This window comes from Rhizobium azibense (genome assembly GCF_004342325.1).
Lineage (GTDB): Bacteria > Pseudomonadota > Alphaproteobacteria > Rhizobiales > Rhizobiaceae > Rhizobium > Rhizobium etli_B.
On record NZ_SMBJ01000009.1, the window covers coordinates 1 to 24,192 of the forward strand.

20 protein-coding genes and 2 pseudogenes are annotated in these 24,192 nt (G+C 60.2%); 14 read left to right on the top strand and 8 right to left on the bottom strand.

The genetic code is table 11. The features are described 5' to 3' along the window. Positions 1-99, top strand: a pseudogene (locus tag EV130_RS21910) (carbohydrate ABC transporter permease); the annotation flags it as partial. A gap of 3 nt (positions 100-102) precedes the next feature. Further along, positions 103-1,218: an ABC transporter ATP-binding protein gene (locus EV130_RS21915; protein WP_132661354.1), complete on the top strand. Its 1,116-nt coding sequence runs from the start codon at positions 103-105 to the stop codon at positions 1,216-1,218. Positions 1,219-1,224: 6 nt separating this feature from the next. Here EV130_RS21915 and EV130_RS21920 read toward each other — a convergent pair whose 3' ends face one another. Both EV130_RS21920 and EV130_RS21925 read right to left on the bottom strand, forming a co-directional pair. Beyond that, positions 1,225-3,468 (bottom strand): glycoside hydrolase family 2 protein, encoded by a 2,244-nt coding sequence (locus EV130_RS21920; protein WP_132661357.1) that lies wholly within the window; start codon positions 3,466-3,468, stop codon positions 1,225-1,227. 49 nt (positions 3,469-3,517) lie between these two features. After that, the gene (locus EV130_RS21925; protein ID WP_074062574.1) at positions 3,518-4,429 is read right to left on the bottom strand and encodes an SMP-30/gluconolactonase/LRE family protein; all 912 of its coding nucleotides are present in this window, start codon (positions 4,427-4,429) and stop codon (positions 3,518-3,520) included. Between the two features lie 337 nt (positions 4,430-4,766). Here EV130_RS21925 and EV130_RS21930 point away from each other — a divergent pair, with 337 nt between their 5' ends. Further along, complete coding sequence (locus EV130_RS21930; protein WP_074063339.1) at positions 4,767-5,984, top strand: adenylate/guanylate cyclase domain-containing protein; 1,218 nt, start codon at positions 4,767-4,769, stop codon at positions 5,982-5,984. A 2-nt stretch (positions 5,985-5,986) separates the two neighbouring features. Here EV130_RS21930 and EV130_RS21935 read toward each other — a convergent pair whose 3' ends face one another. The 3 genes and pseudogenes from EV130_RS21935 to EV130_RS21945 all read right to left on the bottom strand — a co-directional run. Continuing rightward, positions 5,987-6,766, bottom strand: a complete 780-nt coding sequence (locus tag EV130_RS21935; RefSeq protein ID WP_074062573.1) for an SDR family oxidoreductase — start codon at positions 6,764-6,766, stop codon at positions 5,987-5,989. A gap of 84 nt (positions 6,767-6,850) precedes the next feature. Continuing rightward, positions 6,851-7,249, bottom strand: coding sequence for a DoxX family protein (locus EV130_RS21940; protein ID WP_074062572.1), 399 nt, complete (start codon positions 7,247-7,249; stop codon positions 6,851-6,853). Positions 7,250-7,349: 100 nt separating this feature from the next. Beyond that, a pseudogene (locus tag EV130_RS21945) lies at positions 7,350-7,556 on the bottom strand (galactonate dehydratase); the annotation flags it as partial. A 191-nt stretch (positions 7,557-7,747) separates the two neighbouring features. Between EV130_RS21945 and EV130_RS21950 the strand changes: the two are divergent. The 4 genes from EV130_RS21950 to EV130_RS21965 all read left to right on the top strand — a co-directional run bounded on the left by EV130_RS21950 (position 7,748) and on the right by EV130_RS21965 (position 13,282). Beyond that, positions 7,748-8,179: an OsmC family protein gene (locus EV130_RS21950; RefSeq protein WP_132661359.1), complete on the top strand. Its 432-nt coding sequence runs from the start codon at positions 7,748-7,750 to the stop codon at positions 8,177-8,179. 136 nt (positions 8,180-8,315) lie between these two features. Then, the gene (locus tag EV130_RS21955; protein ID WP_074062570.1) at positions 8,316-8,921 is read left to right on the top strand and encodes a TetR/AcrR family transcriptional regulator; all 606 of its coding nucleotides are present in this window, start codon (positions 8,316-8,318) and stop codon (positions 8,919-8,921) included. A 50-nt stretch (positions 8,922-8,971) separates the two neighbouring features. Then, positions 8,972-10,108: an efflux RND transporter periplasmic adaptor subunit gene (locus EV130_RS21960; protein WP_132552525.1), complete on the top strand. Its 1,137-nt coding sequence runs from the start codon at positions 8,972-8,974 to the stop codon at positions 10,106-10,108. A 27-nt stretch (positions 10,109-10,135) separates the two neighbouring features. Beyond that, positions 10,136-13,282 (top strand): efflux RND transporter permease subunit, encoded by a 3,147-nt coding sequence (locus tag EV130_RS21965; protein WP_132661362.1) that lies wholly within the window; start codon positions 10,136-10,138, stop codon positions 13,280-13,282. A 54-nt stretch (positions 13,283-13,336) separates the two neighbouring features. Here the strand turns inward: EV130_RS21965 and EV130_RS21970 are convergent, their stop codons facing one another. The 3 genes from EV130_RS21970 to EV130_RS21980 are packed head-to-tail and all read right to left on the bottom strand — an operon-like array spanning position 13,337 to position 16,301. Further along, on the bottom strand, positions 13,337-14,248 hold the full coding sequence (locus EV130_RS21970) for an ROK family protein (RefSeq protein WP_132661365.1): 912 nt from the start codon (positions 14,246-14,248) through the stop codon (positions 13,337-13,339). Between the two features lie 59 nt (positions 14,249-14,307). After that, positions 14,308-15,642: a sensor histidine kinase gene (locus EV130_RS21975; protein ID WP_132661367.1), complete on the bottom strand. Its 1,335-nt coding sequence runs from the start codon at positions 15,640-15,642 to the stop codon at positions 14,308-14,310. Then, positions 15,639-16,301, bottom strand: a complete 663-nt coding sequence (locus EV130_RS21980) for a response regulator (protein WP_074062566.1) — start codon at positions 16,299-16,301, stop codon at positions 15,639-15,641. Before EV130_RS21980 ends, EV130_RS21975 begins: the two co-directional genes overlap by 4 nt. A 264-nt stretch (positions 16,302-16,565) precedes the next feature. On the opposite strand from EV130_RS21980, the gene EV130_RS21985 reads away from it, so the two are divergent. The 7 genes from EV130_RS21985 (at position 16,566) to EV130_RS22015 (ending at position 24,130) form a co-directional block, all read left to right on the top strand. Beyond that, entirely contained in the window at positions 16,566-17,144 is a 579-nt protein-coding gene (locus tag EV130_RS21985) for an exopolysaccharide biosynthesis protein (protein WP_237358562.1), read from the top strand. Between the two features lie 139 nt (positions 17,145-17,283). Continuing rightward, positions 17,284-18,237, top strand: a complete 954-nt coding sequence (locus EV130_RS21990; RefSeq protein WP_132661370.1) for a sugar-binding transcriptional regulator — start codon at positions 17,284-17,286, stop codon at positions 18,235-18,237. 144 nt (positions 18,238-18,381) lie between these two features. Further along, the gene (locus EV130_RS21995; RefSeq protein ID WP_074063336.1) at positions 18,382-19,692 is read left to right on the top strand and encodes an ABC transporter substrate-binding protein; all 1,311 of its coding nucleotides are present in this window, start codon (positions 18,382-18,384) and stop codon (positions 19,690-19,692) included. Positions 19,693-19,825: 133 nt separating this feature from the next. After that, entirely contained in the window at positions 19,826-20,698 is an 873-nt protein-coding gene (locus EV130_RS22000) for a carbohydrate ABC transporter permease (RefSeq protein ID WP_132661373.1), read from the top strand. A 1-nt stretch (position 20,699) separates the two neighbouring features. After that, on the top strand, positions 20,700-21,530 hold the full coding sequence (locus EV130_RS22005) for a carbohydrate ABC transporter permease (protein WP_074062563.1): 831 nt from the start codon (positions 20,700-20,702) through the stop codon (positions 21,528-21,530). 18 nt (positions 21,531-21,548) lie between these two features. Then, positions 21,549-22,547, top strand: a complete 999-nt coding sequence (locus tag EV130_RS22010) for an ABC transporter ATP-binding protein (RefSeq protein ID WP_132661376.1) — start codon at positions 21,549-21,551, stop codon at positions 22,545-22,547. 101 nt (positions 22,548-22,648) lie between these two features. Next, entirely contained in the window at positions 22,649-24,130 is a 1,482-nt protein-coding gene (locus tag EV130_RS22015) for a mannitol dehydrogenase family protein (protein WP_132661379.1), read from the top strand. Positions 24,131-24,192 lie beyond the last annotated feature (62 nt).

Here is a 24,192-nt window from a genome sequence, read left to right on the forward strand (position 1 = left end):
GCCGCCGCCATGATCGCCGCCGTGCCCACACTCATCGTCTATATTCTCGCCGGCCGCTATTTCGTACGCGGTCTGATGGCGGGCGCCGTCAAAGGGTAATCCATGGCTTTCCTTGAAATATCCGGTCTTAAAAAACGCTTCGGCGCCGTCGACATCCTCAAGGGCATCGATCTGGAGCTCGAAAAAGGCGGCTTTCTCGTGCTGGTCGGTCCCTCCGGTTGCGGCAAGTCGACCTTGCTCAACACCATCGCCGGCCTGGAGACGATCACCGAAGGCGATATCCGCATCGATGGCCGGACCATCAATGATCTTCATCCCTCCAAGCGCGACATTGCCATGGTGTTCCAGTCCTATGCGCTCTATCCGAACATGACGGTGGCTGGAAACATATCCTTCGGCATGGAGATTCGCGGTGTGCCGAAGGACGCGCGGGCAAAGGCTGTCAAGGAAGTGGCCGACATGCTGCAGATCGGCCATCTGCTCGACCGCAAGCCCAGCCAGCTCTCAGGCGGCCAAAGGCAGCGCGTCGCGATGGGGCGCGCGCTCGTGCGCAACCCGCAGGTCTTCCTCTTCGACGAACCGTTGTCCAACCTCGATGCAAAGCTGCGCGTCGATATGCGCACGGAGATCAAGCGCCTGCATCAGCGAATGAAAACGACGATCGTCTATGTCACGCACGACCAGATCGAGGCGATGACGCTGGCAACCAAGATCGCCGTACTGAAGGATGGCGTCCTGCAGCAATTCGGCACCCCTTCGGAAATCTACAATAGCCCCTCCAACATTTTCGTGGCCGACTTCATGGGATCGCCGGCAATGAATCTTCTCAATGCCAGGCTGGAAAACAGCGCCGGCGGCCTGCAGGTTTCACTCGACCGGCCGAACGCCGAAGCATTGAAGCTGCCTGTTCCGGCCGCAAATAACAGCCTGGCCTCCTATGCCGGCAGAAACGTGATCTTCGGAATTCGCCCGGAAGCGCTGACCGACCCGGATGGCGCCGATCGCAAGGCAAAGTGGCTGGCGGAAGGCGATTGTGCGATCGAGGTCGTCGAGCCCGCGGGCTCGGACACTTTCGCGGTGACGAAGCTCGGCGGCAAATCGGTCATCGCGCGGCTGCGCGCCGATGCCGGTATTCAGCCTGGCCAGAGCACGCGCCTTGCCTTCAATCTCGACAAGGCGGTGTTTTTCGATCCGGAGAGCCAGCTGCGGATCGCATAACGTCCGTCAGACAGCCGTTACATTGAGGGTGACGAGTGCAAAGCGGGACGAGGCAGCCTCGACCGTGATATTGCCGGTGAGCCCCGTTGCTTCCAGCCAGAAACCGGCCGTGCCGCCCTGCAGCGGAATAGTGGAGGGGCCGACGATCTTGGCTGGACCATCGACGCGCAGCGTCACGCTGTCATGCAGAAAGGGAAGCCGCTGGCCGTATTGGTCGAGCGCGCGAATGACGACGCGCGTCGTGTCGCGCTCGCGGGCTTTCAGCGATCCGCTGTCGGCCACAACGTCGAGCGTCGTCGGCACAGGATCGGCAGCAAGCCGCAATCTGGCTACGGGCTGGCTGTCGATATAACCCGTAAACTCGCCGTCGAGCCATTCAAAACCCCATGTGCCAAGCTCGTCCGCCGTGAAATGCCGATGGTCCAGCACGACGGGCGGGTGGGGTAGGTGCGGGAAATTTTCACGATCCGGACCGATACGCTTGGTGATCGAGCCGTAGTTCAGCTCGATCTCATCGCAGTTCGTAAGAATGATCAGAGGCAGAACGCCGCCGATGTTGCGCTCCCCGCGCGCCCAGAAGGTCACCGGCTTGATGACGATCTCGTCAGACGGATCGCACTGGCTGGAATAGGCATAGGCGGCGAATTTCGGCTCGCGGAACATGTCGAGCACGCCGTGATAGCAGATCCGGTCCCCGGAGCCGAAATCCTTGTGGGTATTGTAGTCGAACATGCACCAGCCGATCGCGCCGGCGATTTCCGGATCGCCGTAGGCGGCATCTAGCACCTCAAGGTGACGACGCACATGCTCTGCCTGGCGCGCTTCCTGATCGTAGATCTTGGTCGGATGCATGTGACCATTGAACTCGGTGATGAGGTAGGGCACCTTTCGATCGAGACCGGTGGTTTCCTGCTGGCTGCGAAGAGCCGTGCGCGGGCGATTGGCGCCGGGCAGTTCCTCGTTTCCGAGGATGAAATCGTTCATAGTATAGACGTCTTCGAGCAACTCGCTTTCGGTGATGTAGCGCACGCCGCCGGTCTTGCGGGTCGGGTCGAGTTCGCGAGCGAGCCGATTGGTCTCGACGTAGAAGTCGTGGCAGTCCTGCGATTCGTTGATGCGCACGCCCCATATGACGATCGACGGGTGGTTCCAGTCGCGTTCGATCATGCGGCGGACGTTGCGGATCGACTCCTGCTGCCATTCCACGTCACCGATATGCTGCCAGCCGGGGATCTCCTCGAAAACCAAAAGGCCGATGCGGTCGCACTGATCAAGGAACCATTTCGACTGCGGATAGTGCGAGGTGCGGACGATATTGCACTTCAGCACAGATTTCATGATGTCGGCATCACGCTCCTGCGCCGAGCGCCCGGCCGCGTAGCCGACATAAGGAAATGCCTGGTGGCGGTTCAGGCCGCGCAGTTTCAGCGGCTTGCCGTTGAGCAGAAAACCATCCGGCGTGAACTCGGCGGTGCGGAAGCCGAAATGCGACGACAGCCGATCCGAGCCGTGGCTGGTTTTCAGGTCGACAGTTATTTCATAGCGCACGGGGCTGGAAATGTCCCAAAGTGAAATGTCCGCCAGGCTTTCGAAGGAAAGCGTCACGTCTTCGCCCGTCGTGTCGCCGCTCGCGGTGGCGATGACGGTGCCGGATGTGTCCTTGAGCTGGGCCGTAACGGTGCCAAGAAACGCGGCATTTTGCGGGTTGGCGAGATCGCAGCGAACACGAACGGATTTGGCCTCGGAGAGTACGTTTTCGGTTTCGATCTTGAGGTTGCGGACAGAAACCGCGCCGGTGACCTTAAGCCAGGCATCGCGATAGATGCCGGCATAAGTGAGGTAGTCGATACGGCCCCCGAAGGGGGGGATTGCGGGATTCTCGCTCCCGTCAATCTTCACGGTGATAAGGTTGTCGCCCTTGACAAGCTTGCCGGTGAGGCGGGCCTCGAAAGGGGTGTAGCCGTCCTTGTGAGCGACGATCTCTTCACCGTTCAGATAGACGACACTGTCGGCCATGACGCCATCGAAGACGATCGAGACTTCGCGGCCCTCGAATTCCGGCAGCCAGCGCAGGATTTTCTGATAGGTAAAGGCGCGCTGATAGATAGTCTCGTCGAAATAGTTGAAAGGCAGCTCGACGGCGGTGTGCGGCAGGCTGACGCTCGTCGTGCCGTCGAAAGTATCGAGAAGCTGCTGGCCGAAGCCTTCGTGGAAACTCCAGGATTCATTGAACGAGACGACGGACCGCATCCCGGACTCCTCTTAAAACATGTCTGATTGGCGCGGCCGGCAAAGCCGCTTATGGATATTGTGCACCATTCGTCGTCGTGTAGATCGAATAGAGCGATTGCGTTGCGGTGATAAAGAGGCGGTTTTTCTTCTGGCCGCCAAAGGTGACGTTGGAGACGGTCTGCGGTACCTTGATCTTGCCGAGCAAGGTACCGTCCGGGGCGAAGCAATGGACGCCATCGGCGGCGCTGCTCCAGAGATTTCCGCTGATGTCGAAGCGGAAGCCATCCGGTATGCCGTTGTCGATCGAGCAGAAATAACGGCTGTTGGCGAGCTTCTTGCCGTCGATGACGTCGAAGGCGCGGATGTGGCGCGGCACCTCATGATCGGCAGAGCCGGAATCGGCAATGTAAAGCTGCTTTTCGTCGGAAGTGAAAGCAAGGCCGTTCGGCTGGATGAAGTCGGTAACCACCGCTTCGACGACGCCGCTCTGCGCGTCGATGCGGTAGACGTTTCGCGTCTCCTGTTCGGGCTCCGACTTGTGGCCCTCATAGTCCGATTTGATGCCGTAGCTCGGGTCCGTGAACCAGATCGAGCCGTCAGACGCCACGACGACGTCGTTTGGCGAGTTGAGACGCTTGCCCTGATAGCTGTCGGCCAGAACGGTGATCTTGCCGTCGGGCTCGGTACGCGTGACGCGACGGCCGCCGTGTTCGCAGGAGATCAGGCGCCCCTGACGATCACGGGTGTTGCCGTTGACGTAGTTCGATGGCGAGCGGAAGACCGAGACGCCGCCATCAGGTACCCAGCGCAGCATGCGCTCGTTCGGGATATCGCTCCAGATCAGGCAATTGAGATCGGAAAACCAGACAGGGCCTTCCGCCCAGCGGCAGCCGGCATAAAGCTCCTCCAGCCTGGCGCTCCCTGCAATCAGGCTGCGGAAGCGGTCGTCACGGATCTCATAGAGGATATCTTGCGACACTGACTGGCTCCTCTCCAAAGCGATATGACGTTCTTCGTAAACATAAACGGCGATGCGTGCCAGAGCCCGGTAACGGCAAATGCGCCGGGCTCTGGCATTTTTCAAAACGCGGCCGCCTTGTGCGGCAAGCGGCTACCTCTGCCTCAAACCCGACAAGCGGATTTGCTGCGGCGACCGAGAGGGTTCGATATTCGAGCGGTGCTGCCTTCGCGTCGGTTCGGCCATGCTGTGGAGATCGCGGCACTGTCCATTGAGCCGGCGAGGGCCAAGAGCTGGTTTTTCTTTCCTTCAGCGATGAAATATAGTTACAGCTTCGACACAGATGAAGGTGAATGGCATGGATCACAGCGACGTCGGAACGGTGGCCGCATGGCTGACGGAACAGGGGCTGAAAGGGGCCTCCGAAGCCGAGCTGCTGACCGGCTTTTGCAATTCCTGCCGCGAGTTCGGCCTGCCGCTTGATCGCGGCCTGGCGCTCATGGATACACTGCACCCGGTGCACGAGGGCCGCGCCTTCCGGTGGGACAGCCAGGAGGAAATCGAGACCGAGTTCGAATATGGTCCGACCGGCGAAGGCAGTGCGCGGGATAACTGGCAGCGTTCGGCCTTCTACTACCTCTGGTCCGGCAAAGAGAGCGAGGTGCGCCGCCGCATCGGCTTCGGCGACCCGACCGATTTCGTCATGCTCGACGAAATGGTCAAAGCTGGCCACACCGATTTCGTCGCCATGGTACATCGCTTCGCCAAGGCTGGTACGATCGGCGAGATGGATTGCTTTTTTTCGCATTTTACGACCCGGCATCCGCAAGGCTTTTGCGACGACGACCTCGCCATCCTGCGCAAGCTGGTGCCGGTCCTGGCGCTGGCAATAAAATGCATCGCCCTCGGTCGCATCGCGCGGACCATCGCCGAGGTCTACCTGGGCGAGGATGCAGCAAAGCAGGTGCTGGAGGGCAAGATCACGCGCGGCAAGTCGGAGCGGATTTCGGCGGCGCTTTGGTTTTCGGATCTTCTGAATTACACCAAGATATCGGACAGCGCGCCGCCGGAAGAGATTCTGCCGCTGCTCAACGCATATAGCGAAGTGGTGATTTCCGCGATCCACGAGGCAGGTGGCGACGTCTTGAAGCTCATCGGCGACGGTGTTCTTGCGATTTTCAAGGATGAGGACCAATCCGAAGCATGCCACGCGGCATTGCGCGCCGAGGCTCTGTTGCGCAAGAAGCTTTCAACGCTCAATCAACAGCGCGCCGCCGATGGCAGGCCGACGACCGACGTCTATCTCGGCCTGCATATCGGCGATGTCTTCTACGGCAATATCGGCAGCCAGGAACGGCTGGACTTCACGGTCATTGGTCCGGCGGTCAACGAGGTCAGCCGCATTGCGTCGATATGCCGGTCGGTCGATCTCAACGTACTGATGTCATCGGATTTTGCAGCGGCTATTGCTGAAGCTCACCGCGGCGGCCTCGCCTGCATCGGCCGTTACGCGCTGCGCGGTGTCAAGCGGTCGCAGGAGCTTTACACGCTCGAAACTGCCGGGCTCGGCGCCTGAGCCTAGCGCAGCAGCCCTTGGCCGCCATCGATCCAGATCGGTGTGCCGGTAATGTGACGCGAGCGCTCTGTCGCAAGAAAGAGGATGGCTTCGGCGACATCGGCGCTCTGGCCTGCCGCGCCGCCGCTGATCGGAATTTCGCCCTTAGGCCAGACGACCGGGATTTCCGTCTCCTCGCGGTGGCGGCTCCTGGTATTGTCGCTGATATTGGTGTCGATGGCGCCCGGGCAGACGGCATTGACGCGGATTCCGTGCTTGCCGAGTTCCAATGCCAGCTGCTGCACCATCGCCACTTGGCCGGCCTTCGTGACGGTATAGGCGGTCGCGCCGGGCGTCGTGAAGGTCCGCGTTCCGTTGATCGAGGAGACGACGATGATGGAGCCGCCGTTCAATTTCATATGCGGGACAGTGAGATGCAGGGTGAGGTAGGTACCGCGCAGGTTGACGGCAATGGTCTTGTCCCACTCCTCCGGTTTCAGGTCGTCGATCGGCGCCCAGACGCCATTGATGCCGGCATTGGCAACGACGACGTCGATGCCGCCGAACCTGGCCAGAAGCGTGTCAATTGCATCGCGCATCAAGCCTTCGTCGCTGGTGTCGGCCGTCAGCGAGATCGCCTGCCCGCCTGCGGTGCGGATTTCGTCGCGCGTTTGTTTGGCCTCGCGGCCGGTGCGGCTCAAAACGGCAACCCTGGCGCCTTCTGCAGCAAGCTTCAGCGCGGTGGCCTTTCCGATGCCGGAACCGGCGCCGGTGACCAAAGCAGTTCTTCCCTGAAGTTCCATTTTCCCAATCCCTCGTTCGGTTAGCGCTAGGGCAATGTTCGAATGGAGGCATGGTTCCGGCGGGCGGCGAAGTTCGGGCTGGCCTTAAAGTCTCATCAGGCTGCGGGTGATCGCCCACTTCTCCGGCCCGTGCACGGCGGCAAATAGAAGTCCAGCGAGGAAGCTGAAGTGGTCGACGAAGAAGCCGAATTCCGCCTGGTTGTCCGTCCAGCGTGACGGGCCATGAAAGGCAAATGCCAGAAAGACGACGTAAATGGCCCCAAGCAGGCTTGCTTCCGTAAAGAACACGCCGGTTATCAGGGCTAGCGCCAAAGCCATCTCGAAGGAGGCTGCGACCCATGCCAGCAAGCGGGCAACCGGAAAGCCGGCGGAGGCGATATAGGTTGCCGTGGCGCCCATGTCGGCAAACTTGAAGCCGGCCGCCATGAAGAAGATGAAGCTGAAGATGATGCGTGCGACGATCACTGCGATTGCTCTGGCCATGTGAAATCTCCTTCGGTGAGCTTTCACTATGACGGATGGCGCGCGCTGCCTCCTACACGGTGCAACAAAAAGGGCCGCTCGATGCGACCCTTGTTGGTCCTCACCACTCGGCGACGCTTTCGTCGGCATGACGCCAGACGGGATTGCGCCAGGGTGGGCCTAGCTTGAGCGCGTTCATCGACCTCGACCCCTGGGGAATGCTGACAAACCCCTCGGGGTATCGGAAGGCGTCCTTGTTGGAGATGTAGTCGAGGATGTCGTTGCCCTGGTTGTAGTGAATGCCGATGCTCTGTTCCTCGATGAAGGCGCATCGACCTGCAGCCATGCGATGATGTGTCGTGTCGGCCGATGGGAGGTCTTGTCCTCGGCCGATTTTCTTATGGCAGTCGTCTTCCGAGGATAGAGCCTTATATTGCCGTTCGGGAGGATTTAGCCTCCTGCGGCGGGAAGCGGCACAAGACCTTTCCCGAAGCAATCCAATCGAAACAGGAGGACGGCATGCAGATCAATCGTACAGGTTCGGCTCAATGGTCCGGCGGCCTCAGGGAAGGCAAGGGGCGGATATCGACGCAGAGCGGCGCGTTGAAGGAGTATCCCTACGGGTTTGCAAGCCGCTTCGAAGGTATTCCAGGCACCAATCCCGAAGAATTGATCGGCGCGGCCCATGCCGGCTGCTTCACCATGGCACTGTCTTTGATCCTCAGCGATGCGGGGCTAACGGCCGAAGACATGGAGACCACGGCAAAGGTAACGCTCGAGAGCGTCGAAGACGGCTTCGCGATTACCGCGATCCATCTGTCGCTGACCGGCAAAGTCCCCGGCGCCGACCAGGCGACATTCACCGAGCTTGCCAATAAGGCAAAGGCGGGGTGCCCGGTATCCAAGGCACTTTCCGCCGTGCCGATCACACTCGACGTCAAGCTGGCCTGACCTCGGCAACTGGTGACTCTAAATGCCGCGAGCCGGGGCCGCGGCATTTTTTTGGTGCAGCAGATCATTGACAAGTGATGCCTGATATCTTACGACTGACGAAATTCAAAATTCGTCAGTCGTAAGGTCTGAGCGCATGGATGACACCACAGAAAACGTGCTGGACAGTACCCGTCAGGAAAACGTGGCGCGCATTCTCGACGCGGCAGAGCGGCTGTTCCGGCATTATGGCTACGGCAAGACCACGGTTGCGGATATTGCGCGTGACCTTGGCATGTCCCCGGCCAATATCTACCGCTTCTTCGCCTCGAAAGTGGAAATCCACCAGGCGATCTGCGGCCGCATGCTGGCTGCCAGTTACAAGCAGGCCTACGACATCTGCCATCTGCCGATCAGCGCGTCGGAGCGGCTGCGACGATTTGTGCATGGCCAGTATCAGATGACCCTCGACACCATGCTTGATGAACAGAAGGTGCACGAGATTGTGGTCCTCGCGATCGAGCGCGACTGGCATGTCATCGAGAGGCACATCGACAGCATTCATGAACTCATCGCCGGCGTGATCCGCGAAGGGATCGCCGCCGGTGAATTCGCCGAGCAAGACGCCGATGTTGCTTCACGCTGCTTCGGTGCGGCCACCGTGACGCTCTGCCACCCGCAGATGGTGGCGCAATGTCTTGCCAAGACCAACCGCGCGAGCGTTGACGAACTCATCGAGTATTCGATCAAGGCATTGAAATAACAGCACGGCAAGGCCGTCCAGAAACACACGAAACGATCAGGAGTGCGAAGATGGTTTCGCTCAAGACACGCTATCTGCCGTCCGTTTTCAGCCTCGCATTTGTCGGCATCGCCAGCCTCGGCCTTGCCGGCTGCAGCGAGGAGGAGAAGGCAGAGACGAAGGAAATCGTCCGCCCCGTCAAGATCGTGGAAATTGCAATGGCCGGCCAAACGCGCACCCTTGACTATTCCGGCGCTGTAAGAGCACGCATCGAGATGAATCTCGGCTTCCGTGTTGCGGGCAAGATCACGCAGCGACTCGTCAATATCGGCGATCGGGTGAAGCCTGGGGATGTGCTCGCGCGCATCGACCCCACCGATTATCAGCTCGCGGTGAAGACGGCTGAAGCCAATCTGGCGGCGGCCGAAAAGGGTGTGCAGACGGCAGATCTCGCAAACAGACGTGCCGGGCAGCTCTTCGACAAGAATGCCACACCGAAATCGCAGCTCGAGCAGGCTTCGCTTTCCTACGACCAGGCTGTTTCGACGCGCGATGCTGCGATCTCCTCACTCGATCAGGCAAAGAACCAGGTAAGCTATACGGATCTGAAGGCCGATCAGAACGGCATCGTGACCGCAGTCAGTGCGGATACCGGTCAGGTCGTCGCCTCCGGCACGCCTGTCGTTGCCGTTGCCGTCGATGGCGAGAAGGAGGTTCAAATCGCGGTGTCGGAAAACGATATTGCCGAATTCAAGCCCGGCAAGACGGTGAAGGCAACCTTCTGGTCGGATGACAAGCTGATGCTCGAGGGCAAGGTGCGCGAAGTTTCAGGCAGCGCCGATCAGCAGTCCCGGACCTTTTCCGTCCGCGTCAGCCTGCCAAATGATCAGCGTGTGCTGCTCGGTATGACGGCGACGATCGAGGCGGATGTCAAGAACTCCGAACCCTATGTCGCAGTGCCGCTGAGCGCGCTTGGCGAGAAGGATGGGAAGAAGATCGTCTGGGTGGTCGACCGCGGCGCGGCAACCGTGCACGCACGCGAAATTCATGTCGGTGATTTCACCGGTGACGGCGTCAACGTCACCGAAGGCCTGAAGAGCGGGGATCTCGTTGTTGCTGCCGGAACGCAGTTCATGACAGAGAACCTGAAGGTCTCCGTGCCGGGCCAGCAGTCGGCTTCCGCCGGGACTGCCGGCACCGTTCAATAATTGCTGTCCAGGAGAGGGAATACTGTCATGGACAACTCGAACACCGAGAAACGCTCCTTCAATCTGTCGCGCTGGGCAATCGGTCATCCGAGCATTGCGCGTTTCCTCTTCGGTTTGATCATCATCACCGGTGCGCTCGGACTGATGCGCATGGGACAGAAGGAAGATCCGGACTTCACCTTCCGTGTCATGGTCGTGCAAGCTACGTGGCCAGGCGCCTCGATCCAGGAAATGGAGGATCAGGTCGTCAACAAGATCGAGCGCAAGCTGCAGGAAACGCCGCACCTCGATTTCGTTCGCTCGTACACCCGTGCCGGCAGCGCAATCATTACGCTGCAGGTGAAGGGCGACACGAACTCCGCGGAAGTGGCGGACGCCTTCTATCAGGTGCGCAAGAAGGTCGGCGATATCTCGAATGAGCTGCCCGAAGGCCTGCTCGGACCCTATTTCAACGACGAATTCGGCGATACCTTCATCACGCTTCATTCGATCAGCGGCGACGGCTACTCCTATCCGGAACTCAAGAAATTCGCGATCCAGGCGCGCGACATGCTGCTTTCGACCCGCGGCGTCGAGAAGGCCGTCATCATCGGTGACCAGCCGGAAAAGATCTATGTCGACGTTTCCTCCAAGGCGCTTGCCGAACGAGGGCTTACGATCCCAGACCTGCAGAACGCCATCAAAGGCCAAAACTCAGTCGATCCCGCCGGCTCTGTCGATACCGGGCTGCGTTCGGTGCGTATCTCCGTCGAAGGGGATGTGAAGAAAGCCGAAGATATTCGCGAACTACGCCTGCGTTCCGGCAACCAGGTGACGCGTCTCGGTGATATTGCCACCATTAATTCCGGGCTTGAAGACCCCTATCAACGCAAGTACCGCTTCAACGGGCACGAAAGCGTGCAAGTCGGCGTGGTCATGGCCAAGGGTTTCAAGGTCACCGACGTCGGCAAGGATATCGAAGCGACCTATAAGCGCTTCGATGAATCACTTCCCTACGGCGTTTCCGTCGACCAGATATCCAATCAGCCGGATGTCGTGACGGAAGCCATCAGCGAATTCATGCATGCGCTTGGCGAAGCGCTCGTCATCGTGCTGATCGTCTCGTTCCTATCGATCGGCTGGCGATCGGGCCTTGTCATTGCGATAGCGATTCCGCTTGTGCTGGCTGCGACCTTCGCCATCATGTACGAACTCGGCATCGACCTTCAGCGCATCTCGCTCGGCGCGCTCATTATTGCGCTTGGGCTCTTGGTCGACGATGCGATGATCGTCGTGGAGATGATGGAACGAAAACTGGAAGAGGGCCTCGTGAAGATCGAGGCGGCGAGCTTCGCCTATTCCTCGACCGCCTTCCCGATGCTGACCGGTACGCTGATCACCACGGCAGGCTTCATTCCCGTCGGCTTTGCAGAATCGACGGCCGGCGAATATGTGCGCTCGCTCTTCTATGTGGTCGGAATCGCGCTCGTCGTCTCGTGGTTCGTCGCGGTTTATTTCACCCCGTGGCTGGGATACATGATCCTCAAGCAGCGCAAGCACGCCGGCGAGCACCACGATGTCTTCGACACGCGCTTCTACCGCCGCCTGCGTACCACTGTCGCATGGGCTGTGCGCCATCGCATCATCGTGCTGACTGCCACGCTCTTCACCTTCGCAACAAGCCTTTGGGCGTTCCAGTTCATTCCGCAGAACTTCTTCCCGCAGTCCTCGCGTCCGGAAATTCTCGTCGATCTCTGGCTGCCGGAAGGCACGAGCATCAAGGAAGTCGAGACGCAGGCAAAGGCCCTCGAAGCCAGGATGATGGATGACAAGGACAAGAAGTTCATCGCCACCTATATCGGCGAGGGCGCACCGCGCTTCTTCTTGCCGCTCGACCAGCAGCTTCGCAATCCAAACTTCGCGCAGCTCCTGATCATCGCGAACGACGAACCTGCCCGCGAGCGGCTGATCGTCAAGCTGCGTGGCATCCTTGCGGACGATTTTCCATCGATCCGCGGCAAGGTCGACCGACTCTTCCTCGGTCCGCCGACGGGCTGGCCCGTGCAAATGCGCGTCATGGGACCGGATCGCCAGGAGGTTCGCCAGATCGCCGATCAGGTAAAGGCAAAGTTTGCCGAAAATCCGCAGCTCGGCGCCGTACACGACGATTGGCTGGAGCCGGTGCCGGCCATGAAGCTGGTGATCGACCAGGACCGTGCCCGCGCCCTCGGCGTCACGTCGCAGCGCGTTCGCCAGACGCTGCAGACGGCCGTGTCGGGCACGTCGCTTGACGACTTCCGCGACGGCGAAGAGACGGTCTCGATCGTCGCCCGCGAACCGGATTCCAGCCGTTCGCTGCTGTCGGCCGTCAATTCGGTCTATGTCTCGACGGACTTCGGAGGCTTTGTTCCGGTCGCCCAGGTCGCCAAGGTCGTCCCCGTCATGGAACAAGGCGTCGAATGGCGGCGTGACCGCCTGCCGACGATCACTGTCCGCGCGACACTGCCAGACGGCATCCAGCCGAACGACGTGGCGATGAAGATGTATGACGATATGCAAGGTCTGCGCGACAGCCTGCCTGCCGGCTACAAGATCGAAATCCAGGGCGGTGCGGAAGATGCAGCTGAAAGTCAGGCCTCGATCGCTGCCAAGGCGCCGGTCATGCTCGTCGTCATCGTCCTGCTGCTGATGGCGCAGCTGCAGCATTTCGGCAAGGCGATGCTGGTGCTCGCGACCGGTCCGCTCGGCATCATCGGCGCCTCTGCGGCACTGCTGATCAGCGGCGCGCCCTTCGGCTTCGTCGCGATCCTCGGGGTGATTGCGCTGCTCGGCATCATCATCCGCAACTCGATCATCCTCGTCGACCAGATAGACCAGGATATCAAGGCGGGCATGCACCGGCAGGAGGCGATCGTGGGTGCGGCCGTGCGCCGTTTCCGGCCGATCATGCTGACGGCGCTGACGGCAGTTCTCGCTCTTATCCCGATCTCCCGCGGCGTCTTCTGGGGTCCGCTCGCCTACGCGATGATGGGCGGCATTCTGGTTGCAACCGTGCTGACCATCCTCGTGCTACCAGCCGGTTATGCCCTCTTCTTCGGCCGCGAGCCGAAGACGAAGGACACGCAGGCCGAATATGCCAATGCCAACCAGGAAGAGGCGGAAGAACATCATCCGCCGGCATTGGCAGCAGAGTGAAAATGGCGCGGTGCAAGCCGCGCCATTTTCATTCCAATCATCATCAAGATGCTCTCAAGTCGCTTCCGCTTTGAGGCCCAGAAGTGCCGCGCCGATGAGGCCTGGCTCCAGACGACATTCGCTGCGCACGACAAGCGGCCGGTCGAACCTGCGCAGCGTGCGGCCCCTGACGGCCTTGTCGAGTTCGCCAAGCAGCGGCCCGACATTGGAAAGGCCGCCGCCGACCGGGACGATGGTCGCGCCGGTGATGTTGACGGTCAGTGCCAATGGCGAGGCGACGAGATCGGTATAGACGTCGAGCGTGCTCGTCGCCTTTTCCTCACCTCGTTGCCATTGCGCGATGATCTGCTCACTGGGGAAGTCGAGGTCGTGCAGCGTCTTGTGAAGCCGCTCGAGGCCACGGGCGCCGCCGACTGTATCGACGCAACCCTTCTGCCCGCAGCCGCAGGGAAGGGCTGGGATCTTCACAGGCGGATTGCCGGCTTCGCAGGCAAGGATCGGTCCGTGGCCCCATTCGCCGGCGAAACCGCCCGAGGCGTTGACGAGCCGGCCGTCGGAAACGAGCCCGCCGCCGACGCCAGTGCCGAGGATGGCGCCGAAGACGATACGGTGGCCGCGCCCGGCGCCGAGTTCGGCTTCGGCGATGGTGAAGCAATCGGCGTCGTTGGCAATCAAAACCGGAAAACCAAGTTCGGCCTCCAGATCAGACGCAAGGCTGCGGTTGTGAATGCAGGGAATGTTGGCACATGTCAGCCGCTGCGTATCGGGATCGACGACGCCGGCGATCGAGAAGGCAAGGCGCGAAGGTGTCTCGCCGGTCTCGGCTATGAAACTTCGGATCGTCTCGGCGAAAGCAGCAAAATCATCCTTGGGGGTTGGACGGCGACCCATCGGAACGATATCCGTTTGCGAGCGTGCGATACCGAGTTTAATTGCCGAACCGCCGATGTCGAGTGAGATGATCATGCTTGTCTGCCTCGAAAGTTTCCGCGTCTGGTCGCACCCTTCGGGCGGATTTGCAAGTCTCATGCCGGCAGGTTCACCTTGGCCTCGAAGCCGGAAGTCTCCTCGCTTGCCGGGGAGCGGAGTTCCAGCGTACCGCCCATCTGCGAGACGATGCGGTCGGCGATCGCAAGGCCCAGGCCGGAACCGGATGCGCTGGTCGTGCCGCGCCGGAAGCGTTTCTTGAGGTCACTGAGATGCGCTTGCGGGATCGCAGGGCCGCCATTGACGACGCGGATGGTCCCGGCCTTGTCCAGGCTGACGGTGGCGCCCCGAGCCTGGTCGCCATGAAGCAGCGCGTTTTCGATGAGGTTGCGCATGACGATGCCGAATGCATCCACGTCTGCATAACGGACAAGCGTTGATCCAGCGTCGGGCACATAGTTGACGCGCCCCTTGGTGCGGCTGTCGCGCTCGTAGTCGCTGACGATCATATCCAGCACCTTGCCGAGGTCTTCGGCTTTGTCGCTGGCTCCGATGCCGGCTTCGGCGCGTGAAAGCTGCAGCAGTTTTTCGGCAAGGCGCCCGAGATCGATGAGCGAGCTTTCGACCTGCCGCGCCCGCGTCCTGGCGGCGCCGCACGACAGTTCTTCAATCAAGCGCTGGGTCTGTGCCAGCGCGCCTGCAATCGGCGTGCGGAGCTCGTGAGCGCTGTTGGCGCTGAATTCGCGTTCCGCTTCGAGAGCTGACCGGAGACGGGCGAGCAGAAGATTGACCGAGCGAGCGATCGGCTTGATTTCCTTCGGCAATTCGTGGCCTTCAATGGCTGCCATATTGCCGCTGTCCTTGGTGGCGATGTTCCGGCGGAGCGTTTCGATCGGGCTCAGCGCCCGGCCAAGGATGAGCCAGATGGCGAAAATACTCGCCGGGATCAGCACGATCAGCGGAAGCAGCAGCGTGACGGCGCTTTCGCGCACGGCTTCGCGACGATTGCCGAGGCGGTCGGCGACCTGCATGAACAGGGCGCCGTCAGCGGTCGCTTCGGTGTAGATGCGCTGGCGATCATTGTTGTGAAAACCGCGCACGAGTGGCGCATCGAAAGGTTCGGGCGAGGCGTCATTGGAGCGGAGGATGACCTTCTTGTCCTTGTCGCGTAACTGGTAGGTCAGATATTCGCGGCTGGCCGGACTATTCAGAAGCGCGACGCCGGGAGGGTCCGTTTCGAGGCGCTGGTTCCGGTCATTGACCACCAGCGCCAAAAGACGCTGTGCCGTCTCCTGCTGGGCGCTGTCGAAAAGCTCGTCGAATTCGTGCTGCATCACCTGGATGCCGAGCCCGATCGCGGCGAGCCAGAAGATGACCAGAGCACTCGTGAGCGCGAGAATGAGCCGGCGCGTGATGCTCGGTTCGCGTTTCATGATTGTTGCGCCAGCGAATAGCCGATGCCACGGGCGGTTTTGATCCTGTCGCGACCGATCTTCTTGCGCAGCCGGCTGACATAGACCTCAACCGTATTGCTTTCGATTTCCGAGCCGAAGGCATAGAGGGCTTCCTCGATCCGGTCCTTTGCTACGATTGCGCCCGGACGGGCGATGAGCAGATCGAGCACAGCCCATTCGCGGCTGGTCAGCACAACCGGTTCTCCGGCGACGGCAAGCCTGTGCTGCGGCCGGTCGATCTCGATATCGTCAATGCGGATGATAGTCCTTGGATTGGCGTCGTAGCGGCGCGAAACGGCCATGATGCGGGCGTTCAATTCTCTAAGATCGAACGGCTTGACGAGATAGTCGTCGGCGCCGGCGTTCAGCCCCTCGATGCGATCGGAGATCTGGTCGCGCGCGGTGAGGATTATTACCGGCATCGCCACACCCTTGTCACGCAACCGTTTCAGGAAATCGATGCCTCTGCCGTCGGGAAGCTGCAGATCAAGCAGGATCAGGCCGTAGCCGACAGAGCCTGCGGCGGCTTCAGCATCGCCGATCGCACGCATCCAGTCGATCGCGTGGCCGGCCGCTGCAACGTGATCGCGCACCGCTTCCCCAATCATCCCGTCATCTTCAACCAGCAGAATGCGCACGCAATGTCTCCTTGCCAAGAGCAGTAGCGCTGCTTGTTGCTGAGGGTCAAGCAAGGGGTGCCGGCGAAAAATAGCCATGTAATGGCCGAGATCCAGAACGCGCATGGCCATGATGGCGGCGCATTCGACAGAGAAGATTCACACTCCGATGGTATCAGTCGCAAGCCGATGAGCCGGGATGCTGTGACAATCGAGGAAATGGAGACATCACGCAGGCGTTTTATCAGGGGTCCGCGCCCCCGGGGGCGAAGGCTTTCGGCCATCCTGAGGCAGCTTGCGGGTGACAGGAACCGTGAGCGCATTTCCGTCGGCGACCTCTTCGAGGTGATGGGCGACCGTGCGACCGGTGCCTTGATGCTGGTCTTTGCCATTCCCAATCTGGTGCCGACGCCGCCGGGAACTTCCGCAATCCTCGGCGCACCGCTATTCATTCTGGCAGCCCAGCTGACATTCGGGCTGAAGCCATGGCTACCGAAGGTAATTGCCGGCCGCTCGATGAAGCGCGAGGACTTCGAAGCGATCGTCTCGCGCATTCACCGTTGGCTCGCTTTTGCCGAGCGCATGCTGCAGCCGCGGCTTTCGTTCCTCGTCGAACCGCCTGCCGAATACCTCGTGGGCTTTCTCTGCCTGGTGCTTGCGGTCATCCTGACGCTGCCTATCCCGCTCGGCAACATCCTGCCGGCCTTTACCATCTGTCTGTTTGCCTTCGGCATATTGGGCAAGGACGGTCTCTTTTCGTTGTTTGGATTGATCATGGCCGGTGTTTCGCTGACCGTCGTTGGCGGGGTGATCTACGGCCTTATCAAGGCTGCGATCTTCTTCGTCACAAACTGGTTTGCGTGAGCGAATTTTCTCCCATACGGCGGCTGCATTTCTCAATGCACTCGACTTTTGCTCAATTTTGTTCTGATCTGGCGCGGCACAGACTCAAGGATATTCGCCCGGCGGAAAAGCCGGCCTCATTTACGCGCGGTAGACCCCAATGGCGAAAAGAACCGAGACACCTGGACGGCTGGACGACGCAGCGCGTGCGGGCTGGCTTTATTACGTGGCTGGACGCACGCAGGACGAGATTGCCTCTACGATGAGTATCTCGCGGCAATCAGCACAGCGCCTGGTGTCGCTGGCCGTTGCCGAAAAACTCATCAAAGTGCGGCTCGATCATCCCATTGCTGCCTGTCTCGAGCTCGCCAATCAGCTGCGCAAGAAATTCGATCTCAAGCATGTCGAGATCGTGCCGAGCGATCCGGGGTCTTCATCGAGGACGGTCGGCATCGCCGAAGCGGCGGCTGCCGAAATCGAGCGATGGCTCAAGCGGCCGGATCCGATCGTGCTCGCTGTTGGAACCGGCCGTACGCTGAAGGCTGCCGTCGATCAGCTGCCGACGATCGAATGTCCCAATCATCGCATCGTTTCGCTGACGGGCAACATTACGCCGGACGGATCAGCTGCCTACTACAATGTCATCTTCAGCATGGCGGATGCGGTGAAGGCGCGGCACTTCCCGATGCCGCTGCCGGTGCTCGTCACTTCGGCCGAGGAGCGTGAATTGCTCCATGGCCAGCAACTGGTGCGCTCCACGCTTGCCATCAGCGCCCAGGCCGATGTGACCTTCGTCGGTATTGGCGAACTGGGTATCGACGGCCCGCTTTGCGTCGACGGCTTCCTGGAGAAGGACGAGATGATGGAGCTGATGCGCGAGGGGGCCGTCGGCGAAATCTGCGGCTGGATTTTCGACGCCCAGGGCAGGCTTCTCGACAATCCGATCAACGAGCGCGTCGCATCGGCCTCGATTCCTTCACGCGAAACCTCGACAGTCATTGGAATCGCCAAAGGCACGCGCAAATTCAAGGCAATCAGAGCTGCCATTGTTGGCCGTCAAATCAACAGCCTGATCACCGACGAACAGACGGCCGATTTTTTGCTCACTTCCTGAGCAAAAAATATCATTTGTAAAATCAAACGGATAACTCTGCATTTCGCTGTTGCAGCAACGATTCCAATTGACATTCCACGCCCCATAGTGAGTAATTGCTCACGAGCAAAGCGAATGCTCATACCCATCTTCTGGGAGGAAGATATGACATTGAGAACTATTCTGCTGGGCGCCTGCTCAGCACTGGCGTTTGCGGGCATGGCTTCGGCCGAAACGCTGACGATCGCGACCGTCAACAACGGCGACATGATCCGGATGCAGAAGCTGACGGATGACTTCAAGGCGAAAAATCCCGACATCGACCTTGAATGGGTAACTCTCGAAGAGAACGTTCTGCGCCAGAAGGTCACGACCGACATCGCGACCAAGGGCGGCCAGTACGACGTTCTGACGATCGGCACTTACGAGGTCCCGATCTGGGCAAAGCAGAACTGGCTCCTGCCGCTCGACAACCTTGGCGCCGACTATGACGCCGATGACCTGCTGCCGGCCATTCGCAGCGGCCTGACTGTGGACGGCAAGCTCTATGCGGCGCCGTTTTACGGTGAAAGCTCGATGGTCATGTATCGCAAGGACCTTTTCGACGCCGCCGGCCTGAAGATGCCCGACGCGCCGACCTGGGACTTCATCGCCGATGCTGCGAAGAAGATCACCGACAAGGACAAGGAAATCTACGGCATCTGCCTGCGCGGCAAAGCCGGCTGGGGCGAAAACATGGCCTTCCTGACGGCGATGTCGAACTCCTTCGGCGCCCGCTGGTTCGATGAGAGCTGGAAGCCCCAGTTCGACCAGCCGGAGTGGAAGGACACGCTTGCCTTCTACGTCGACCTGATGAAGGAAGCCGGCCCTCCCGGCGCTTCGTCGAACGGCTTCAACGAAAACCTGGCGCTCTTCCAGACCGGCAAGTGCGGCATGTGGATCGATGCGACCGTCGCAGCCTCCTTCGTCAGCAACCCGAAGGAATCGAAGGTTGCCGACAAGGTCGGTTTCGCGCTCGCTCCCGACAAGGGTCTCGGCAAGCGCGGCAACTGGCTGTGGGCCTGGAGCCTTGCCATCCCGGCGAGCTCGCAGAAGGTCGAAGCAGCCGAGAAGTTCGTCGCCTGGGCAACGAGCAAGGATTACACCAAGCTCGTCGCCGAGAAGGAAGGCTGGCTGAACGCGCCTCCCGGCACGCGTACCTCGCTCTATGAGAACGCGGAATATCAGAAGGCTGCGGCTTTCGCGAAGATGACGCTCGACTCCATCAATGCGGCCGACCCGACCAAGCCGACCGTCAAGCCGGTTCCCTATGTCGGCGTCCAGTTCGTGGCGATCCCGGAATTCCAGGGTATCGGCACGGCCGTCGGCCAGCAGTTCTCCGCGGCTCTCGCCGGCCAGGTCTCGGTCGAACAGGCCCTGCAGAGCGCCCAGCAACTGGCGACCCGCGAAATGACCAAGGCTGGTTACATCAAATAATAACCTCCTGAGACGGTGGGATCGTTGACCTCCCGCCCCTCTGGGCCGCCGAATGCCCGAATAGCGTCGGCGGCCCCTTTTTCTCAGCTGCCCTGCAGCCAGACAGCCCCTCGAAACAGGATCGGTCATCGCCATGGCAACGTTACACACCCGCTCCGCAGCGCGAATGATGATCGCACCGTCCGTCGTGCTTCTCTTCGCGTGGATGATCGTCCCGCTTGCGATGACGATCTACTTCTCGACTTTGAACTACAACCTTCTCAGCCCGGGAATGGAAAGCTTCGTCGGCTTTGTGAACTACAGCTACTTCCTTTCCGATCCCGCCTTTTTCGCGGCACTCACCAATACGCTGCTTTTGGTGCTCGGTGTGCTGATCATCACCGTGGTCGGCGGTATCGCCTTCGCCCTGCTGCTCGACCAGGACATCTATGGCCAGGGCATCGTGCGCATCCTGGTGATTGCGCCGTTTTTCGTCATGCCGACGGTGGCAGCACTTGTCTGGAAGAACATGTTCATGAACCCGGTCAACGGGCTCTTCGCACATCTTGCCAAGGCGCTCGGGCTGCAACCCTATGACTGGCTGGCAAATGCGCCGTTGTTCTCGATCATTCTCATCGTCGCCTGGCAGTGGCTGCCGTTTGCAACGCTCATCCTGCTCACGTCTCTGCAGTCGCTGGACGAGGAGCAGAAGGAAGCTGCCGAAATGGATGGCGCCGGTGCGACATCGAGGTTTATCTATATCATCCTGCCGCATATGGCGCGCGCCATCACGGTCGTGATCCTGATCCAGACGATCTTCCTGCTCTCGGTCTTTGCCGAGATCCTGGTTACCACCAATGGCGGCCCGGGGACGCAGAGCACGAATCTCACCTACCTCGTCTATGCGCAGGCGCTTCTGCAGTTCGATATCGGCGGCGCTTCGGCGGGCGGTATCATTGCGGTCATCCTCGCCAACATCGTCGCGATCTTCCTTGTCCGCCTTGTCGGCAAGAATCTGGAGGCTTGAGATGGCCAGAAAAGTCACAACTCGACGCAAGGTGGTCATGACGGCGATCGCCTGGACGCTGGCGATCCTGATCTTCTTCCCGATCCTTTGGACATTTCTTACGAGCTTCAAGTCGGAGGCCGACGCGATCGCCTCGCCGCCGCAGTTCCTGTTCTTCCACTGGACGACGGAAAGCTATGCGGAGGTGCAGAGCCGCTCGAACTATCTCGGCCACTTCATGAATTCGGTGATCATTTCCTTCGGCTCGACGCTGATCGGCCTCATCATCGCCATCCCTGCCGCCTGGGCCATGGCGTTTTCGCCGACCAAGCGGACCAAGGACGTGCTGATGTGGATGCTTTCGACGAAGATGATGCCGCCGGTCGGCGCGCTCATTCCGATCTACCTGATGTTCCGCAATTTCGGCCTGCTCGACAGCCGGATGGGGCTGGTGATCGTGCTGACGCTGATCAACCTGCCGATCATCGTCTGGATGCTCTACACCTACTTCAAGGAAATCCCTGGCGAAATCCTCGAGGCGGCACGCATGGACGGCGCATCGCTTGCCAAGGAAATCATCTACGTGCTGACGCCGATGGCGATACCGGGCATTGCCTCGACACTGCTCCTCAACATCATACTGGCCTGGAACGAAGCCTTCTGGACGCTGAACCTCAGCGCCTCGAAAGCTGCGCCGCTGACGGCGTTCATCGCCTCCTATTCCAGCCCCGAAGGTCTGTTCTACGCCAAGCTTTCGGCCGCATCGACAATGGCAATCGCGCCGATCCTGATCCTCGGCTGGTTCTCACAAAAACAACTCGTCCGCGGCCTGACCTTCGGCGCGGTGAAATAAGTCATCAGGGAGACAAACATGGGCAGCATTACCCTTCAGAGCGTTTCGAAGGTCTTCGGCGAAGCCAAGGTCATCCCTTCGATCGATCTCGACATCCAGGACGGCGAATTCGTCGTCTTCGTCGGCCCGTCGGGCTGCGGCAAATCCACGTTGCTCAGGCTGATCGCCGGGCTGGAGGACGTTTCCGGCGGCAAGATCGTCATCGACGGCAAGGACGCAACCGAAAAGGCGCCATCCGAGCGCGGGCTTGCGATGGTGTTCCAGTCCTATGCGCTTTATCCGCATATGAGCGTGCGCAACAATATCGCCTTTCCGTTGAAGATGGCGGGCATGGACAAGACCGAGATCGACAGGAAGGTAAGCGATGCCGCACGCGTCCTGAACCTGACCGATTACCTGGAGCGCAAGCCGCGCCAGCTTTCCGGCGGTCAGCGGCAGCGTGTGGCGATCGGCCGCGCAATCGTCCGCCAGCCATCGGCCTTCCTCTTCGACGAGCCGCTGTCGAACCTCGATGCTGCACTTCGCGTCAACATGCGCATCGAAATCAGCGAACTGCACCAGCAACTGAAGACCACAATGGTTTACGTCACCCACGACCAGGTGGAAGCCATGACGATGGCCGACAAGATCGTCGTGTTGAACCGCGGCAACATCGAGCAGGTGGGCTCGCCGCTGGAGCTCTACAAGAGCCCGCGCAATCTCTTCGTGGCCGGTTTCATCGGCTCGCCGAAGATGAATTTCATCACAGGCCACAATGCGGCTGCGCTGAACGCGCATACGATCGGCGTGCGGCCCGAGCATGTGCTGCTTTCGACCGAAAACGGCGACTGGAAAGGCAGGGTCGTCGTCGCCGAGCATCTCGGCTCCGATACCTTCTTGCATATAGACGTCGAAGGTATCGGCTCGGTCACCGCACGCGGTGGCGGCGATTTCGCGGCGAAGGCCGGCGACACCGTCTACCTGACGCCGGACAAGTCGCGCATCCATAAATTCAACGAGGGCGGCCTCGCCATCTGAAGCGCATATCGTGCGGGGTGAAAATGCAGGCCGGGCAAGGCGTCCGGTTTGCTGCAAGCAGAGCGCGGATCCGCTTCGCAAGACCTCAAGAGGACTGAAACATGACGTGCAAATTATCGCTGGCAACGCTTCCCGATGCGGCTAAAACGGCCGAGATCCCGGCTTATGACCGAGCGTCGCTTACCGCCGGCATCGTGCACTTCGGCGTCGGGAATTTCCACCGTGCCCACCAGGCTATCTACCTCGACGATCTTTTCAACCAAGGAAAGGATCACGACTGGGCCATTATCGGTGCAGGCATCCTGCCTTCCGACGTCGCGATGCGCGAGAAGCTTGCCGCGCAGGACTTCCTGACGACGGTCGTGGAGCAGGACAACAACAAGACGGCTGCGCGTGTCACGGCGCCGATGGTCGACATCCTGCCGGTCGGCGATTGCCGAGCCATCGTCGCCAAGCTCTCCGATCCTGCAATCCGCATTGTCTCGCTGACGATCACCGAGGGCGGATATTTCATCGACGCGTCCGGAAAATTCGATCCATCGCATCCGGCGATAGCTGCGGACGGAAAAAACCCGTCCGAGCCGAAAACCGTTTTCGGTCTTATCGTTGCCGGTCTCAAGGCGCGCAAGGAAAAGGGCATCGTGCCCTTCACCGTTATGTCCTGCGACAACATTCCGCATAACGGCGCCGTGACCAGAAACGCCGTCTTGGGTGTGGCGGAGCTTTCCGATCCGGCCCTTGCCGTGTGGATCAAGGAAAATGTCGCCTTTCCCAATGCCATGGTCGATCGCATTACGCCGGCAACGGGCCAGCGCGAGATCGATTTTTTGAACGATACGTTCGGTATCGAAGACAACTGGCCGGTCTATTGTGAAGAGTTCAAACAGTGGGTGCTGGAAGACAAGTTTACTGCCGGACGGCCAGCGCTCGATAAAGTCGGCGTCACCTTCGTGCCGGATGTCACTCCTTACGAGCACATGAAGATACGCATCCTCAACGGCGGCCATGCGGCGATCGCCTACCCGGCGGCGTTGATGGACATCCATTTCGTGCATGAGGCGATGGAAGAGCCGCTGATCCGCGCCTTCCTCGCCAAGCTCGAAAACGACGAGATCATCCCGATCGTGCCGCCGGTGCCCGATACCTCGCTCAAGGATTATTTCGCGCTGATCGAGCGCCGCCTTCTGAACCCGAAGATCGCCGACACGATCCCGCGCCTGGCGCAGGACGGTTCGAACCGTCAGCCGAAATTTATCCTGCCATCCACGCTCGACAATCTGCGCCAGGGCAGGGACGTCGTGGGCCTTTCGCTGGTTTCGGCTCTGTGGTGCCGTTACTTCGCGGGCACGACCGACAGCGGCAAGGAGATCGTCTTCAACGATGCCAGTGCCGATCTGCTCCATGCCGCCGCACTGAAGGCAAAGGACGATCCGGCGGCGTTCCTCGTCTTCGAGGGCATTTTCGGCGAGGTGTCGCAATCGGACTTGTTCCGCAAGCGTTTTGCGCATGCCCTGAAAACGCTGTGGGAAAAGGGGACCCGTGCGACCCTGCAGCTCTATCTCGACGGCAAGCTTGCAGTGTAGGAACTCAACATGGCGGCAATTCATGCCGCCATTGATCGGCTTGCGCGTGCGCGAGCCGATCA

Coding starts and splice junctions, on each gene's coding strand:
- EV130_RS21915 (WP_132661354.1), top strand. CDS start 103: ATGGCTTTCCTTGAAATATCCGGTCTTAAAAAACGCTTCGGCGCCGTC.
- EV130_RS21920 (WP_132661357.1), bottom strand. CDS start 3,468: ATGCGGTCCGTCGTCTCGTTCAATGAATCCTGGAGTTTCCACGAAGGC.
- EV130_RS21930 (WP_074063339.1), top strand. CDS start 4,767: ATGGATCACAGCGACGTCGGAACGGTGGCCGCATGGCTGACGGAACAG.
- EV130_RS21935 (WP_074062573.1), bottom strand. CDS start 6,766: ATGGAACTTCAGGGAAGAACTGCTTTGGTCACCGGCGCCGGTTCCGGC.
- EV130_RS21940 (WP_074062572.1), bottom strand. CDS start 7,249: ATGGCCAGAGCAATCGCAGTGATCGTCGCACGCATCATCTTCAGCTTC.
- EV130_RS21950 (WP_132661359.1), top strand. CDS start 7,748: ATGCAGATCAATCGTACAGGTTCGGCTCAATGGTCCGGCGGCCTCAGG.
- EV130_RS21955 (WP_074062570.1), top strand. CDS start 8,316: ATGGATGACACCACAGAAAACGTGCTGGACAGTACCCGTCAGGAAAAC.
- EV130_RS21960 (WP_132552525.1), top strand. CDS start 8,972: ATGGTTTCGCTCAAGACACGCTATCTGCCGTCCGTTTTCAGCCTCGCA.
- EV130_RS21965 (WP_132661362.1), top strand. CDS start 10,136: ATGGACAACTCGAACACCGAGAAACGCTCCTTCAATCTGTCGCGCTGG.
- EV130_RS21970 (WP_132661365.1), bottom strand. CDS start 14,248: ATGATCATCTCACTCGACATCGGCGGTTCGGCAATTAAACTCGGTATC.
- EV130_RS21975 (WP_132661367.1), bottom strand. CDS start 15,642: ATGAAACGCGAACCGAGCATCACGCGCCGGCTCATTCTCGCGCTCACG.
- EV130_RS21990 (WP_132661370.1), top strand. CDS start 17,284: ATGGCGAAAAGAACCGAGACACCTGGACGGCTGGACGACGCAGCGCGT.
- EV130_RS21995 (WP_074063336.1), top strand. CDS start 18,382: ATGACATTGAGAACTATTCTGCTGGGCGCCTGCTCAGCACTGGCGTTT.
- EV130_RS22000 (WP_132661373.1), top strand. CDS start 19,826: ATGGCAACGTTACACACCCGCTCCGCAGCGCGAATGATGATCGCACCG.
- EV130_RS22005 (WP_074062563.1), top strand. CDS start 20,700: ATGGCCAGAAAAGTCACAACTCGACGCAAGGTGGTCATGACGGCGATC.
- EV130_RS22010 (WP_132661376.1), top strand. CDS start 21,549: ATGGGCAGCATTACCCTTCAGAGCGTTTCGAAGGTCTTCGGCGAAGCC.
- EV130_RS22015 (WP_132661379.1), top strand. CDS start 22,649: ATGACGTGCAAATTATCGCTGGCAACGCTTCCCGATGCGGCTAAAACG.